The 16,256-nt window shown below is 36.1% G+C and carries 16 protein-coding genes; 2 read left to right on the top strand and 14 right to left on the bottom strand.

All coding sequences use genetic code 11. The features are described from left to right. Positions 1-91: 91 nt before the first annotated feature. Entirely contained in the window at positions 92-553 is a 462-nt protein-coding gene (locus AWW73_RS09215) for a hypothetical protein (RefSeq protein ID WP_062849474.1), read from the bottom strand. 187 nt (positions 554-740) lie between these two features. Further along, positions 741-1,175, bottom strand: a complete 435-nt coding sequence (locus tag AWW73_RS09210; protein ID WP_081409569.1) for a GFA family protein — start codon at positions 1,173-1,175, stop codon at positions 741-743. Between the two features lie 181 nt (positions 1,176-1,356). Here AWW73_RS09210 and AWW73_RS09205 point away from each other — a divergent pair, with 181 nt between their 5' ends. Continuing rightward, on the top strand, positions 1,357-2,964 hold the full coding sequence (locus tag AWW73_RS09205) for a phospholipase D family protein (RefSeq protein ID WP_171254647.1): 1,608 nt from the start codon (positions 1,357-1,359) through the stop codon (positions 2,962-2,964). Positions 2,965-2,981: 17 nt separating this feature from the next. Here AWW73_RS09205 and AWW73_RS09200 read toward each other — a convergent pair whose 3' ends face one another. The 9 genes from AWW73_RS09200 to ppk1 all read right to left on the bottom strand — a co-directional run bounded on the left by AWW73_RS09200 (position 2,982) and on the right by ppk1 (position 11,636). Continuing rightward, positions 2,982-3,569, bottom strand: coding sequence for a hypothetical protein (locus tag AWW73_RS09200; RefSeq protein WP_062849471.1), 588 nt, complete (start codon positions 3,567-3,569; stop codon positions 2,982-2,984). Positions 3,570-3,759: 190 nt separating this feature from the next. Continuing rightward, positions 3,760-3,996, bottom strand: a complete 237-nt coding sequence (locus AWW73_RS09195; RefSeq protein WP_062849475.1) for a hypothetical protein — start codon at positions 3,994-3,996, stop codon at positions 3,760-3,762. 1,007 nt (positions 3,997-5,003) lie between these two features. Continuing rightward, a complete protein-coding gene (locus AWW73_RS09190) occupies positions 5,004-6,056 on the bottom strand; it encodes a dipeptidase (RefSeq protein WP_062849470.1) in 1,053 nt (350 codons plus the stop codon). A gap of 18 nt (positions 6,057-6,074) precedes the next feature. Continuing rightward, complete coding sequence (gene pqqE, locus AWW73_RS09185; protein WP_062849469.1) at positions 6,075-7,229, bottom strand: pyrroloquinoline quinone biosynthesis protein PqqE; 1,155 nt, start codon at positions 7,227-7,229, stop codon at positions 6,075-6,077. Beyond that, the gene (gene pqqD, locus AWW73_RS09180; protein WP_004792407.1) at positions 7,226-7,510 is read right to left on the bottom strand and encodes a pyrroloquinoline quinone biosynthesis peptide chaperone PqqD; all 285 of its coding nucleotides are present in this window, start codon (positions 7,508-7,510) and stop codon (positions 7,226-7,228) included. The genes pqqE and pqqD overlap by 4 nt, the downstream gene beginning before the upstream one ends. After that, positions 7,507-8,265: a pyrroloquinoline-quinone synthase PqqC gene (gene pqqC, locus AWW73_RS09175; RefSeq protein ID WP_016145249.1), complete on the bottom strand. Its 759-nt coding sequence runs from the start codon at positions 8,263-8,265 to the stop codon at positions 7,507-7,509. The genes pqqD and pqqC overlap by 4 nt, the downstream gene beginning before the upstream one ends. Before the next feature lie 8 nt (positions 8,266-8,273). After that, the gene (gene pqqB / locus AWW73_RS09170; protein ID WP_062849468.1) at positions 8,274-9,185 is read right to left on the bottom strand and encodes a pyrroloquinoline quinone biosynthesis protein PqqB; all 912 of its coding nucleotides are present in this window, start codon (positions 9,183-9,185) and stop codon (positions 8,274-8,276) included. A gap of 76 nt (positions 9,186-9,261) precedes the next feature. Beyond that, positions 9,262-9,336, bottom strand: a complete 75-nt coding sequence (pqqA, locus tag AWW73_RS18570) for a pyrroloquinoline quinone precursor peptide PqqA (protein WP_001982218.1) — start codon at positions 9,334-9,336, stop codon at positions 9,262-9,264. A 224-nt stretch (positions 9,337-9,560) separates the two neighbouring features. Next, entirely contained in the window at positions 9,561-11,636 is a 2,076-nt protein-coding gene (ppk1, locus tag AWW73_RS09165) for a polyphosphate kinase 1 (protein ID WP_062849467.1), read from the bottom strand. Between the two features lie 300 nt (positions 11,637-11,936). On the opposite strand from ppk1, the gene AWW73_RS09160 reads away from it, so the two are divergent. After that, a complete protein-coding gene (locus AWW73_RS09160) occupies positions 11,937-13,718 on the top strand; it encodes a bifunctional metallophosphatase/5'-nucleotidase (protein WP_057106781.1) in 1,782 nt (593 codons plus the stop codon). Positions 13,719-13,785: 67 nt separating this feature from the next. On the opposite strand, the gene AWW73_RS09155 is transcribed toward AWW73_RS09160, so the two are convergent. The 3 genes from AWW73_RS09155 to AWW73_RS09145 all read right to left on the bottom strand — a co-directional run bounded on the left by AWW73_RS09155 (position 13,786) and on the right by AWW73_RS09145 (position 16,103). Further along, entirely contained in the window at positions 13,786-14,187 is a 402-nt protein-coding gene (locus AWW73_RS09155) for a transcriptional repressor (protein WP_031948305.1), read from the bottom strand. A gap of 411 nt (positions 14,188-14,598) precedes the next feature. Then, complete coding sequence (locus tag AWW73_RS09150; protein WP_062849466.1) at positions 14,599-15,261, bottom strand: isochorismatase family protein; 663 nt, start codon at positions 15,259-15,261, stop codon at positions 14,599-14,601. A gap of 71 nt (positions 15,262-15,332) precedes the next feature. Then, positions 15,333-16,103, bottom strand: coding sequence for an SDR family oxidoreductase (locus AWW73_RS09145; protein ID WP_062849465.1), 771 nt, complete (start codon positions 16,101-16,103; stop codon positions 15,333-15,335). Positions 16,104-16,256 lie beyond the last annotated feature (153 nt).

The following is a 16,256-nucleotide window of genomic DNA, read 5'->3' as shown; positions in this document are numbered from 1 at the left end:
TAAATTAAAAAACCGCCCCAGTAGGCGGTTGCTGAATTTACAGCGACATATAGAAGTGTAGTGGACGATCACTTCTATATTTTTTATGTACTTATTTTTCTTCTTTTATAATTTTAGTAAAAGCATCTGAATTGAAATAACTAACAATCATCTCTCCATCATCTCGAGTCGAAGTAGAATTTGATACTTTGGATAGTTCGTCATAATTAAATTTAAAGTCTGGAGGTATAAATTTTGAGATAGGTGGAAGCTTCGCCTCTCCTCCTGTTGTAATCCTTTCAATAAAGCCTGCTAGCCATAGTATATATTCATCTTTATTTTTATATTTTGGCATCAGGCTCATGTCTAACTTTATGGCACATTCCTCTAAGGGCTTAGTTAGGCATTCCTCGAAATCTATGAAATTGTATTTAAGTTTAAACTTGGTTCCTTTAATTTCATTACGAATTGCGCTAACTAATTGATTTAAGTTTTCTGCTGAGCTTTCTGAAAATAAATTTTTGTCCTCAATCTTTTTATACACATTCTCAGCGATGATTAAATATTGCGGCATCTCTATTTTCTCCCTTTTATTATTAAGCTAGTCACTCAGCTCTTTAAGGAAGTATGATAGATATCATGTTTTCTAATGTAATTGTTGTGCTGCCAATTGTAATTAGTGTATTTTTGTGAAACCTTCAAGCATAACCATCCGAAAAAAATAAACTTAATGTAAACTAAGTCTCATTTTTTAAAATTCTCTAATCAAAAAATATTTTTAATTCATTTAAAGTTGGTAGCTGATTGTAAGATTGATCAGCCGCTACTGTGTTTACCCAATTTGACTTTGAAACAATACAAAAATTAAGTTTTTTTAGCACAACAATATCTTGATCTAATAGTCCTAATGGAATCCACATAAAGTCAGTACTGCCTACTAAGTTAGGTACTGGTGATCCGCATTTGCTACAAAATGAAGATGTGAAGCCAGTTTCTTTTTTATAGGTACGGACAAGTTCTAAACCTGATAACCACTCAAATTTATGCTTACTCACTAGGGTTGCTGCGTTTGCTCCTGTTCCTGTTTGTTTACGGCATAGACTACAGTGGCAATGATAAACCGTGTTTATTTTATTGGTAATTGAAAATTTAACTTCATTGCACAAACAAGACCCGATATGACTCATCTCAAGCATCCTATGAAAAATAATATTGAATATAGCATTAGGCTTAAGAGGGTTAAATCTAACCTCTATTCTTAAATGGATATGTTTTCTTAGAATTACCTATAAATATAAGAAATTGCTAGCGTTGAGGCTTGGCAGATTGTATTTATAACGTTTAATATGAATTTTGACATATAAATTGAATATAAAAATGCTGAGATGTGTTTATCTTGGATGCGACTTAAAAGCTTACATGATTAATCAGTTCTATCAGCAGTACAGTAATATGGCATTAAATGCTTGGGGCTTTACACATACACCTTCGTATAACGGTACATACGACCCTGATGAGAATGATACAGTGACGAATAGCTTTAATTGGTTGAATGATGAGCAAGCTACGGAAAAGACTAAACAAGGATTAACTGCTTTTGTTGCATTAGATGATGCTTTTATCAGTATCGCTTCTCGAATGTATCTAATTAGAAATGCAAAAGAAAAAATCGATTTACAATACTATATTTGGACCAATGATTTTGTCGGAAACCTAATGCTCCATGAGTTGTTAACGGCGGCAGATCGTGGCGTAAAAATCCGCTTACTCATTGATGATCAAAATGGGATAAAGCTTGATGGCGTTATCAGAAGCCTTCTCCACCACCCCAATTTTGAAATTCGATTATTTAATCCCTATAAATTTAGATATTTAAGAATTTTAGACTATATTTTTCGGTTCAAAAAAGTAAATCATCGCATGCATAATAAATTAATTATTGCAGATGGCGTGATTGCCGTAACAGGTGGTCGAAATATTAGTAGTGAGTATTTTGATGCAAGTAGTAAGTTTCAATTTACAGATCTAGATATTTTATTTTATGGACATACTGTACAGCATGCTCAAGACGTATTTAATGATTTTTGGCAAAGTGATTTAAGTCAAAATGCTACCGAGCTCATAGGAACATGTGCTGTCCACCACTTGCAATCACTCAGACAGCACTACCATGATCTACTTCATGAAAGTGAAAACCATACTCAAACTGAAGATAAGCTTTCCGATGCACAAACTTATTTAAAAGAGCTTCTACAAAATTATCCAATTCAATGGTCAAAAGCATATTTTGTTGCAGATTCACCTAAAAAAATCTTAGGGTTAGCCTCTAAGGAAGAGATGCTCTATGGGCAAGTCATAGAGATTATGGGAGAACCCAAACAGCATATCGAATTAGCTTCAGCTTATTTTGTACCTACCCAGCAAGGAACTTATTATTTAAAACAGTTAAAAGTACAAGGAGTTAAAGTCAGAGTTTTAACCAACTCTTTTGCTGCAAATGACGTAGCGATTGTGCATGCTTTTTATAGTCAATATCGAATTGAGATGCTTAAAACCGGTGTAGAGCTATTTGAGTTCAAGCCATTTTTAGAACGCAGACGCAGAACATGGTATGAAGTAGTAACTGGAAGTGTAATTCCCGCAAAAGGTAAAAATAAATCAAGCTTGCATGCTAAATTTTTTGATGTAGACGGTAAAGTATTTATTGGTTCATTTAACTTTGATCCACGATCAACTTACTTAAATACTGAGGTAGGTCTGGTTATTGAGTCAAGTCAATTACAAGCTCAAGTTTCGGTCATGCTTGATCAGCACTTACCACAAGTGGCCTATCAGCTTAAGTTAAATAATGAAGGAAAGATCATTTGGTTAGATTATCAGGCGGATGGAAAAGTTATTGAATACGACAAAGACCCAGATACGAGTCTTTTCCAACGCACCATGATTAAAGCTGTTTCATATTTACCAGTCGAATGGATGATGTAAAAGCATTTCAGCTTTGCTTATAAAATTCCAATTTCTTTAAAGAACTTTTGATAAGCCTCTGCTTTCTTTTCTAGTGCCAAAGGGTAAGCTCTAGAAGAAGATGGTAAACGATATAAATCAATATTCCGTCCCGCAAAGTAAGTCGAGGTAGACATTCCTATAAGCGGCTTTTCGGTGTGCTCTGGTAAAACTGAAATTAAAGTATCAGTCGCTTTATCGCCTGTGGTCATAATGGTTTGACATAGAGGAATTTGCTGAAGCAAAACAGCAAGATCGGTAGGCGTTACGATTTCAAGAAATTTATCTGCGGCATTCCCCTTCAACCGCTTAATTTGATAAGCGGTATCAAAGATTGCAATACCAGTTTCAATCAAGAAGTTTCGAATACGTCCTTCATTAAAATTTTTTTGGCTTTCACTTAAAAAGTAAGTTTTGTCTTGAAAAAAAATTAAACCGAAAATACGCCACATATCATTTTGGAAATTGGGATAGTAAAAATCCATCTTCCACTTATTACGTGGCGGTGGAAAACTGCCTAACATTAATAAACGAGCATTTTCAGGTAAAAATGGTTCAAGTGGATGTGTTTCTATCTCAATTATCATAAAAAATCAGTAGTTACTTAAAAATCCTACAAATAAATTAACCTATTTTTTAGTTAATCACGAGTCATGAAATGCAATTTCTCTTAATTAAAGCTTCAAAGGGTGGTGCAAAAGCAATCATTGAAGCGAAACGTATCTATGTTTCGCCTCAATGAATTAGGAATATGAAAGTGTACTGACAGGAAAACGATTAAGAATTAAGGACTTTAAAGACTTTACCTGTTCCTGGATGAGCAAAGCTATTGTCTGGATCTAAATTAATGACTTTATCCGAAATCACAATTTTAGAAAGTGGTAACCAGCTTTGCTCTTGTTCATCTTTGGCAAAGTTTTTTTCATAAATATTTTCATAAATTTGTTCAACAACGATTTCCATACCACACATACTTTTAGCATTCACTTCTTTTAAAATATGGCGCTTTGACATACTAGTCTCCATTTTTTTATTATCCGCATCGCTCATAATAAAGACTCCACTGATACAATATGTAAATTTTAATAATGAAAGTGTTTTCTTTGTTTTAATCATATTTTTATAATAATTAAATGAATAGTTGAGTAATTATTTCATTTAAATATTTTCTTTAAGTTAGACTAATTAAAGTAAATATTAATTTTAAAATTTTTACAGTTAATAAAAATTAAAGGGTTCATTAATTGAACCCTTTTTTATTTAACTCTAAACTTGTACTGCGTTATCAAGCGAACTATCGTCTTTGTTTTTAGCAGTGTCTTTACTAATCAATGAGTCAGAATCGCTATGTGTGTTAAAGCTCTTACTGTCTTTCTGCTTCTTCTTGTACATACACATGCCAATCGCAATACCTGTTCCCAACACTATAATTGATTTTAACATTTTGCACCTCTTCGATTAACGGAGTAACTTTTTAAGCAATTAACTTAAATTAATAGCACAAAATTTGTTATTTAACGGCTTTCATTTGCTCCGCTTTTGTAAGGTGTTTATTTTTTATGTTAATTGAATAGTAAAATAGTCCAGAAAAATAAATTTTGATACAAAGCAAAAAGCCTATTCTAAAAAAGAATAGGCTTTTTACTGTATTTCAGGATTAAGCAGTATTATGAATTGCTTTAGGCAATCTTATTATCTTTAAATACACTACAAATGTATTTAATGCTGAACTTTTAGTCAAGATGGGATTGAGGGGTTTTACTAATAATTGGTGATTATTGTGATGACTGTCACGTTTATTTGGTTAAGATAAGAAAAAACCCATTTCTACTTCTCATGAAGAAATGGGTGATGTGAAAACCACAAAAGACCTGAAATACCAAATGTTCTTACATTCAGTAAGGTTGAGTGTAGTGAATATACCGAATGGTTGACAATTAAACTAATTGTATTTTTTTTAGTCATTTCGGCCAATAAAAAAATAGTTATGATTCTGTAGATTAACTCTGTTTAGCCATTCATTATTGACCAAAAATTCTATGAAGTACTCGTATCCAATTATTCATGCAGATATTTTCAATCAGTGTTTTTGAATAACCACGCTGTTGCATACGCTCAATTAAGCGATGTAGGCCTCTCACATCTTCAAGTTCAGTACCAATAAGTGCGCCGTCAAAGTCCGAACCAAAGCCCACATGCTCTTCGCCCAAATGATCCATTAAATATTCTAGATGTTCCAAAATTACATCTATGGAAGTATCCGCATTTCGTTGCCCATCCGACCGTAAAAAAGCAACATCGAAGTTTACCCCTACCATACCTTTACTTTCTCGAATTGCTTTGAGTTGTCGGTCTGTTAAATTACGGGCTTGAGGGCATAAAGCATGCGCATTGGAGTGCGTTGCTACAATTGGCTGCTGCAATATATCTACAGTATTCCAAAAAGCTTTCTCATTCATATGTGAAACATCAATCACCATTTTTTTATCTGCGCAGCGTTTTATAAAATCTTTGCCATCACTCGTGAGACCTGCTCCTGTGTCGGGTGAGTGGGGAAACTTAGCATTTAAACCATGCCCAAAACGACTAGGTCTATTCCACAGTGGGCCAATACTACGCAGACCTTTTTCATAAAATATATCGAGTAAATCCGGATTTTGTTGTAAAGCTTCAGCACCTTCCATATGTAATACAATTGCTAGCTTTTGCTCTGCTAAGCAATCCTGAATATTGTGAACCGATGTGCAAATTTTAATATTTTTAGAGCGATGACCAAGTTGCTGAGCTAAATCGAGTTGTTCCATGCAAATTTGTTCAATTTGCTGTTGTGTAAAATCAGAAGCATTCTGATCAAATAGCTTATTAGGATGCTGCTGCTGCACATAGCTGTATGGCGGTAAAAAAATTGCAAATATTCCACCAACAAAACCTGCTTGCTGGCAGCGTTTTAGATCAAGATGCCCCGCTAAGCGTTCATGAATAAAAGCATGTACAGGATCTGGGTGATCACTTAGCCATAAACGTGTTAAAGCATCATTGTGCCCATCGAAAACTGGAATATGGCTAGGCTTCATAAGTATTCCTATTACTTGCTATATGTCTGTAATCGTGTGGACTGGAATATTTTGTGTGGCGCTTAAGGACTTAGAGTTTCGACTATTACGGAAAACTAACTGTTGTAGAGGTGCAGCCAACTGACTTTCTGCGCGTGCTTGTTCAATCATTTGATGATACGGCGATTTTCCGCATACAGGATCGGCATTAGCCGCGTCTCCAGTCAACATATAGGCCTGACAACGGCATCCACCAAAATCACGATCTTTCTCTGGACAACTACGGCACCCTTCCGGCATCCATGCATTGCCCCGGAAATGATTAAACCCCGTTGATTTGTACCAGATATCTGACAATTTATGTTCACGGACGTTTGGAAAGGAAATTGGTAATTGTCGTGCTGCATGGCAAGGCAGTGCCATACCATCTGGAGCAACTGTAAAGAAGATTTTACCCCAGCCATTCATACAGGCTTTTGGTCGTTCTTCATAATAATCAGGCACTACAAAGATTAGTTTGCAAGGATGATTTTGCTTTTTTAATTTTTTTCGATATTCATTGGTAATCCGCTCTGCACGGGTCAGTTGTTCTTGGGTTGGTAAGAGACCTTGGCGGTTTAAAAAAGCCCAACCGTAAAACTGACAAATTGCTAACTCAACTGTATCTGCATTAAGTTCTAGGCAAAGTTCAATGATTTGTCCTATCTGGTCAATGTTATGTCGATGAATTACAAAATTGAGCACCATTGGGTAATCATATTTCTTAACCAGTCGGCACATTTCATACTTTTGTTCAAAAGCATGTTTTGAACCTGCTAAGGCATCATTTACCACAGGGTCGCTCGCTTGGAAGCTCACTTGAATGTGATCTAAACCTGCTTGCTTTAAATCAGCAATGCGTTGTTCGGTAAGGCCCATACCCGAGGTAATGAGGTTGGTATAAAAGCCTTGTTGATGAGCATGTGCAACGAGTTGTTCTAAGTCCTGACGTACCAGCGGTTCACCGCCAGAAAAACCAAGTTGAACCGCACCCATCTGACGTGCCTGATCAAAAACGTCAAACCACTCTTGGGTGGTTAGTTCATTTTTATGCTGAGCATAATCTAATGGGTTTGAGCAATATGGGCATTGTAGGGGGCAACGATAAGTTAACTCCGCTAATAACCATAAAGGTAGGCCAACACCTTCTGTCATACTAAATCAATCCAGTGTTGCTGTTTTGCGACCAGCATATAATCCACAACATCTTGATCAATTTCGGCAATATCACCAAATTTTTGCTTTAATTGAGCAATAATTGCAGAAACATTTTGCTGCCCATCAATATATTGTCCGATTGCCCCTGCACTTTCATTTAACTTGATCATGCCTTCAGGATATAAAATCACAAAACCATTTTGAGCTGGCTCGAACTGAAAACGGTAACCTTGTCGCCATGTCGGCACAAGGTTTAAATCAAACTGCTCTTTATTCATTTAAATAATCCTTTGTGCCAAACCCGTTTACTCGTCACACTGTGATATGGCGCTTCATTGTGAACATATGCCAAAGTTAAAGCATCTAAAATGCTCCATAAAATATCCAGCTTAAACTGCAATATTTCAAGCATTCGTTCTTGTTGCTCATGAGTTGTAAATGAATCAAGCGTAATCGTTAAGCCATGTTCAACGTCACGGCGGGCCTGACTTAAACGAGAACGGAAATACTCATAGCCTTTATCATCAATCCATGGGTAGTGTTGTGGCCATGAATCAAGACGTGATTGATGAATTTGTGGGGCAAAAAGTTCAGTTAACGAGCTGCTTGCTGCTTCACGCCATGAGGCACGGCGTGCAAAGTTCACGTAGGCATCTACTGCAAAACGAACACCAGGTAATACTAACTCTTCAGAAATAACTTGTTCACGACTCAAGCCCACAGCTTCAGCTAACCGTAGCCATGCTTCTCGACCACCACCATCAGGATATTCGCCATCTTGATCGATCATGCGTTGAATCCATTCTTGACGGACTCGTTGGTCGGGGCAATTTGCCATAATTGCAGCATCTTTAAGTGGAATATTAATTTGATAGTAATATCGATTTGCAACCCAAGCCTGAATTTGTTGCTGGGTGGCTTTACCTTCATACATCATCACGTGAAATGGATGATAGATATGATAATACTGGCCTTTATCGATAATGGCTTGTTTGAATTGCTCAGTCGTTAAAGCTTCAGGTGTTTGAGTCATGTTTCACCTTAGAGTTCAATTTGCATGCCATCATAGGCAACTTCTACACCATTTGCTTTAAGCTCAGCAAACTGGCTAGAGTTTTCATTTAAAATTGGATTGGTATTGTTAATATGAATCAGCACTTTTTTAGGTGTACTCAACTGATTTAAATAAGACAGTGAACCACCTTCGCCACTAATATATAAATGCCCCATTTCACGGCCAGTTTTGGTTCCAACCCCTGTTTGTTGCATTTCATCGTCTGTCCAAAGCGTACCATCAATCATGACGCAGTCTGAACTCTGCATAATCTGCATGATTTGATCATCAATTTTTCCAAGACCCGGTGCATAGAACAACTGCTTTTGTGTTTTATGATCTTTAATAATTAAAGCAATATTGTCGCCGTCATGTGGGTCATGTCGATGTGGTGAATATGGTGGCGCAGCACTTTTAATAATTAAAGGCAAAAATTCTAAATTTTCAAAACCATCAACTTTAAAGGCTTGCTTAGGATTAATCTCATGATATTGAAGACCACCATTCCAGTGTTTGAGCATATTAAAAACCGGAAAACCGCTCGTTAAATCTTGATGGACCATTTCTGTACACCACACATTCATTGGGCAACCTTCACGTAAGGTCAAAAGCCCAGTGGTATGGTCTAACTGACTGTCCATTAAAATAACGCTCGTTATTCCTGTATCGCGCAATTTACGTGCTGGTTGAGCTGCTTTAAATTCGAAAAGTTGCTGACGGATATCCGGTGATGCATTTAATAAAACCCAGTCTGTCCCATTTTCAGAAACAGCAATTGATGATTGAGTACGGGCTTTGGCTTGGATTGAACCTGTGCGCACACCATGACAGTTCGGGCAATTACAATTCCACTGCGGGAACCCGCCTCCGGCAGCTGAACCTAAAACATAAATATACATAAAATTAATATCTTATTAGAAAGAGATAAGCCCTAGAACAAGACTAGGGCTTATGACATATTTGGATGAAACTGAATTAACGTGCTTCGAAGTACATAGTAACTTCAAAACCAATGCGTAAATCAGTAAAAGCTGGTTTAGTCCATTGCATAAATTATCTCCGGTTCATATTAATCTTATGAAATGAATCACTTGATTAAGATTTATAAGGCAATTAAAAATTTATTCTAAATAAAAAAATTGGGTTTGTAGACCACCCCTAGCTAAGATATTGTTCGATAATTGTGTTTTTTGACCAAATTTTAATAACCCGATAACATTCAAATAAACTTCTAAAAAGTTACAACAGTTTAAAATACCATTGTGACTATTGTTTTAAATAGTCAAATTCATTAAATATTGCTGTGCAATATGAAGATGTTGCCCACGTTTAGGGTGGCATTGTACCCATGTGCCATCTGATCGTAATTCCCAAGCTTGGCGATTGTCTCGTAAGTAATTATTTAAACCATCTTCAATGATTTGTTTCTTTAATTTTTTATCTTCGATAGGAAAACATGTTTCAATACGAGAGAATAAGTTACGCTCCATCCAGTCAGCACTAGCGCAATAAACCTTTGTGTCGCCATTATTATAAAAATAGTAAACGCGAGTATGTTCTAAATAACGGCCAACAATTGAGCGTACACGTATATTTTCAGATAAACCTGTAACTTGTGGCCTGAGACAACAAATCGAGCGAATAATTAAATCAATTTGGACGCCTGCTTGTGATGCTTTATAAAGCGCACTAATCAGCTGAGGTTCAGTAAGCGCATTCACTTTAATTATAATGTGGGCTTTTTTGCCTGCGAGACTGTTTTTAATCTCTTGATCAATTAACTCAAGCAGTTGTGAGTGTAAGGTAAAGGGTGCATGAAAAAGTTTTTTAAGCTTTGCCATTTTGCCCATACCAGTGAGTTCTTGGAAAATTTTATGTACATCTTCACAAATTTCAGCATCACTCGTTAGTAAACCAAAATCTGTATAAATTTTGGCATTCACTGCATGATAATTGCCTGTCCCTAAATGTACATATCTTTTGATCTTATCTTGTTCACGACGAACAACTAAAATCATCTTGGCATGCGTTTTATAACCTACTATTCCGTAAACCACGACTGCACCAGCTTCTTGTAATACGTTAGCAACTTCAATATTTGATTCTTCATCAAAGCGTGCACGTAACTCAATAACAGCGGTAACTTCTTTACCGTTTCGGGCAGCTTCTGCAAGAAGTTGAACGATTTCAGAATTTGCCCCACTACGATACAGGGTTTGTTTAATGGCTAATACATTAGGATCTTGTGCTGCTTCTCTAAGAAGCTTAATGACAGGTTTAAAAGAATCAAAAGGATGATGGAGTAAAACATCCCCTGCTTTTAATACACTAAAAATTGATTTCTTGTCATAAAGAAGCGGCGGTAAGACCTGTTGATAGGGTTTATATCGCAATTCTGGTAAGTCAAAATTCGAAATAAAACGGGTTAAATTTACGGGACCATCTACGTAATAAAGATGTTCAGGATCTAAATCAAATTGTTCTAATAAATAGTTTGCAATTGTGGTAGGACATTTTTCACCTACTTCGAGGCGGACAGCTTGCCCAAAGCGACGTGAAGATAACTCACCTTTTAAGGCTTCTGCTAAATCTTCTACATCTTCAGATACGGTTAAATCAGCATTTCGTGTTACGCGAAATTGATAACAGCCCGTTGCTTTCATACCAGGAAATAGGTCTGAAATATGTTGATGAATAATAGCGGACAAAAGAATGTAATGTTCGGCACCGCCGGAAATATGCTCCGGAATTTTAACAAGCCTTGGTAAAGAACGTGGTGCTGGCACAATAGCTAAATCAATCTGACGTCCAAAAGCATCTTTGCCTTCTAAAGTAACAATAAAATTGAGGCTTTTATTGACCAATCTTGGGAATGGGTGTGCTGGATCAAGACTAATTGGAGTAACGACAGGTTGTACTTCTTTAAAAAAGTATTCTTTAATCCATTCTTTATGTTTTTCTAATATGTCAGCATGTTGAATAAAATGAATGCCGTAGCCTTGTAGTTGGGGTAACAATGTATAATTTAAGATTTTATATTGTTCTTCAACTGCCTCATGCGTATTTTTGGAAATTTGCTTTAATACTTCTGCTAAAGGCAATCCTTCTGGGCCAGTTGCTTGGCTCATTAAGCTAATTTTTCGGATTAGACTTGCCACACGAATTTCAAAAAACTCATCCAGATTACGTGAAAAAATAATTAAAAAATTTAAGCGTTCGAGTAAGGGATGTTCAATATCTTTTGCTTGAGCAAGCACGCGTTTATGGAACTCTAATAAGGACAGTTCTCTATTAATATAAGTTTCTAAATTATGCTGTTCTGAGCTAGATGAAGTAGGCAATGATGTCATTCTTGACTCTTATACTTGGTAAAAAGTTAACGTGACTAAAAAAGATGAATTAAAAATCAATTTTACTCACCCAATATTTTGTAGATGTTTTATTGCAAATTAATGAATTATTTATGAAAAATTTAAAAGTCAGTATTTATTTTAAGCACTCTGTTGTTTACTCCCTTTATAGAAGCCTACATATAATTTTATCACCAATTTTTTAAGATCGCTCTATTTATAGTTATATTCATTTTTCATCAAATATTCATACTAAACGCGTATTTTTTTATCCGTCTTAATTGATCAAATGATAAAAAAATGAAAAATTTAACAACACTTTTTAAAGTAACAACCCTTTCTCTGGCAGTAACTTTATTGGCTGGGTGTAATGACGATGATGATAACGACACAGCACCACCGGCCCAAAGAAGCAATCAGACCGTCAATATTTTAGCTTTTAATGACTTTCACGGAAATCTTGAGCCACCTAAGCGTTATGTCGAGGCACCTAATCCAAATGATGCTTCTCAATCTGTTCGTATTCCTGTGGGTGGAGTGAGTTACTTTGCCGATGCGATTAAAAAGCTTAAAGCAGAAAATCCAAATAATGCTGTAGTTTCGGCAGGCGATTTAATTAGCGCATCTCCTCTCACCTCTTCTTTATTTTTAGATGAACCGACCATTGAAGTCATGAATGATATTCAAATTGACTTTAATGCTGTAGGTAATCATGAATTTGACCGTGGTACAGATGAATTACGCCGTTTAAAAAATGGTGGATGTCAGCAATACACAAGCACTGCTCCTTGCCAAATTAATAAGAACTTTAGCGGTGCACAATTTGATTTCCTTGCAGCTAACGTAGCAATGAAAAATGATACGAGCAAAACGATCTTTCCTGCTTATAAAGTCAAAACTTATGGTGGAATTCCAGTCGCATTTATTGGTTTAACCCTTAAAGCGACGCCAAGTATTGTTTCTGCGGCAGGTATTAAAGACGTTGAATTTCGTGATGAAGCAGATACGGTAAATGCGTTGATTCCTGAATTAAAAAAACAAGGAATTGAAGCCATTGTAGTCGTTGTGCATGAAGGTGCCGCGCCAAGTACGAAGCTCAATCAAAAAACATGTGATGGTTTAAGTGGTCCGATTTTGGGTGTTTTAGATAAGCTTAATCCAGCAGTTGATATTGTTGTTTCAGGCCACACACACCAGTCTTATATTTGTGACTATGCAACAAAAAATCCAGCTAAACCTTTCTTACTTACTTCAGCTGGACAATATGGAACGCTCATTACTGACATCAAGGTTGAACTTGATGGTAAAACTGGTGATGTAATTAAAAAAGATGCTAAACAAGTTCCTGTACAAAGTGAGGCCTATACATCTGGTACAACTACTGTAAGTCTTACAGATCTTTATCAAAAGTTTAGTAAAACCCCAAGCATTGAAGCAATTTTAGATAAGTACCGCCAAGCTGTGACTACCATTTCAAGTCGTGTGGTTGGAACTGCAACAGCAGTGATCAGTCGTACTCAAGTTGAAAGTGGTGAAAGCCCGCTCGGTATTATGATTGCCGATGCTCAGCAAGCAGCTGCCTTAAAAGCAAGTAACCAAGGCTCTGACTTTACCTTAATGAACCCAGGTGGCGTACGTGCGGATCTACTCATTAATAGTAGTAACCAGATTACATTTGGAGATGTTTTTGCAGTTCAACCTTTCGGTAATTCAATTGTGACTTTGAGCTTAACTGGTAAACAGATTAGAGATGTACTGGAACAGCAATGGTCTGGTGCAAATGCAAATTCACCTAGAATTTTACAGCCGTCTAAAGAGTTGAGTTACCAATATGCGGCAAATACTTCTGTTTCACCGCGAGCAAGTAACATCATGGTTGCTGGTTCACCCTTGGTTGACACTAAAGTATACCGCGTGACGGTAAATAGCTTCTTGGCAGATGGTGGTGACAACTTCACCGTATTAAAAGAAGGCCAAAACCGTGTCGGTGGTGGTCAAGATATTGATGCCCTTGAAACTTATGTTGCTAACAATTCACCTTTAACTATTCCAGCTACGACCCGAATTAAAGTGATCAAATAACTCATTTAATAAAAATAAAGGACAGTATGAGGCTGTCCTTTATTTTTTATGGCAGTTTAAAAGATTTTTATTCGGTATATAGATTGAGCTCAACACTACTGATATCGACTCCGGTATTTGCAAAGATAATATCCGTAACCTCATGAAGTAATTCTTTAACTTTCTCGTTTTCAAAGTTAAATGCTTCAGAGGTTTTGAGCGAAATTAGGTTACAACTCATCTTGTCTTTTCTAAGCTTATAAATACTTTTACTCTTCCCAAGGAACACTCTTTTGATGAGTTTACGGTTTTCAAATTCCGATAAGATTCGATAAATCGTTCCGAGGGTTATTTTATGTTCATTTTTAATTTGGGCATAAATACTCACCGCGCTTAAGCCTTGGGGATTTTGATTTAAAATTTCAAAAACCTGAATTCTCGATTTTTTTATTGGTAGTCCATTTAATAATGATTTTGAAGTTGCCGTCATGATTAATTAGCCTTAATGTTGAAAAGTATAGAAATTTTTTAAAATTATTTTGTCTATACTTACTTGAAAATTATGAAAATGATTTGAATGTATGCGCTTGGCGAATAAAAGCATTCTTGAGCTGAACCATATTGCGACCCTCTTCATTAAGTCATTTTTCGACCTCATTATATATAATAATTAACATATGATAAATATTATCATTTGTGTTTAGCGATGTATCATATACATATAAGTTTTAATATTCAATATTAAGTAATTATCAAAAACATAATGATAACCATTATATATTATTGATTAAATCATGATGAGTTACCTTCATTCTCTATTATAAGTATCCATTTCCACACATATAAAAAGCAGATCGATGATCTGCTTTTTATATTTTAAGTAGAATAAGTTAAATCACTATTATGCTAAGGATAGTGCATCTTGTTCTTGCATCCAGGCATGAATCACTTGTTGTGTTGTCATGACTTGAGCGCATCGTGTACTAGCATATTTTAACGCCATATCGTGCTCTTCTCGGCTAAAGTCAGCTAGTGCATCACCACATAAGAATGGTTGGATGTTTAGCATAAAAGCTTCAGCAGCACTCATAAGACAACCAATATGTGCATATACCCCACAGATAATCAGTTGATCGCGACCAGATTCCCGCATGAGTTGTTCGAGAGGTGAAAATTTAAAAACACTATATCTCCACTTGGTAAGAACCGTATCATTTTTTTGAGGTGAAATTTTTGGAAAAATCTGCGTAAAGCTCGGCTCGTTCTTTAAACCCGGTCCCCAAAAATCAGTTAATAACTGTCGATGTTCAGGTGATTGATTGCCCGGTTGTGCTGTATAAACAACGGGAATATTAGACTGATGAGCGGCATCAATTAATGCTTTGGTGTTTTTAATTAGTTCTGGAATAGGTTCCTGAGTTAAGTCATAGAAATCTAAAAAATATTGCTGCATATCATGAACCAATAAAACAGCTCGATTGGTGTGCAATGGCCAATTTGTTTTGTTGGTAGTAAATTCATGGGCTTGGGGCATACTGTAACTTGCAATCTTTGGAATACTCATTAGTATTTTCCTTTTCTATCTCTAAAAATATTTTTATTTAATTTCAGGGTTTTGTAGTTCTGAAGTAATCTTTAAACCCCAAGTGTAGCTCCCCCATCTACCACTATTTCTTGCATCGTAAGTTGGGCGGCTTGATCCGAAAGTAAAAAACTCACGGTATTGGCAATATCATCTGGTTGCGCGAGTTTTCTTAAAGGAATACCTGTTCGGTACTGACTCAAATCACCATCAATTACTGCAGGTGGAGGTGTATTATCAGTCCAGAGTTGTTGCTGCATTTGAGTGAGAGTAGATCCTGGTGAAACAATATTTAGCCTAACTTGATAAGGTGCAATTTCAAGCGCTAGATTGCGGCAAAAATGACTCAGTGCAGCCTTAGTGGTGGCATACATACCAAGTTGTATACGCGGCATGCGTGCACTATTTGAACTAATAGTGACAATACTACCCCGCCTTTTTGTACAAAAATGTTTAGCAACTTGTTGGCTGATCGCGATAGGCGCCATAACATTTACAGCAAAAAGTGTTTCCCAATCTTCTGTTTTTGCTTCAAGCATGGAGCTCATAATTAATACTCCTGCTGCATTTACTAACCCAGTGATTTCGTATTTTTTTAAAAGCTCTGAAATTAAGTCTTGTGTTTCTTGTTGATGAGTAATGTCTTGTGAGATGCCTTGCCATTGTGGAGATTGATCTGGCGTGATTTTTTTGCTGATATCCCATTGTTTAGGATTTTCTTGTAGGTCAATACCAATAACATGATAGCCCTTATCTAGCAGTTGCTTGGCGATAGCCGCTCCTATCCCTCTTGCAGCACCTGTGACCACGATGGTAGAACGCATGTGGATACTCCAATTTATATTATAAAGAAATCTATAAATATAATTGCAAATAATTATCATTCTTATCAAGGATAAAAAGTGTATAAGCTTAAATTGTGAACAAAATTAAATTAAATATAACTTATAAATTTAGATCAAGATATTGTTTTATAT

Source organism: Acinetobacter lactucae (assembly GCF_001605885.1).
Lineage (GTDB): Bacteria > Pseudomonadota > Gammaproteobacteria > Pseudomonadales > Moraxellaceae > Acinetobacter > Acinetobacter lactucae.
The sequence above is the reverse complement of the archived record's forward strand: the minus strand, read 5'-3'. Positions and strand labels throughout refer to the sequence as shown.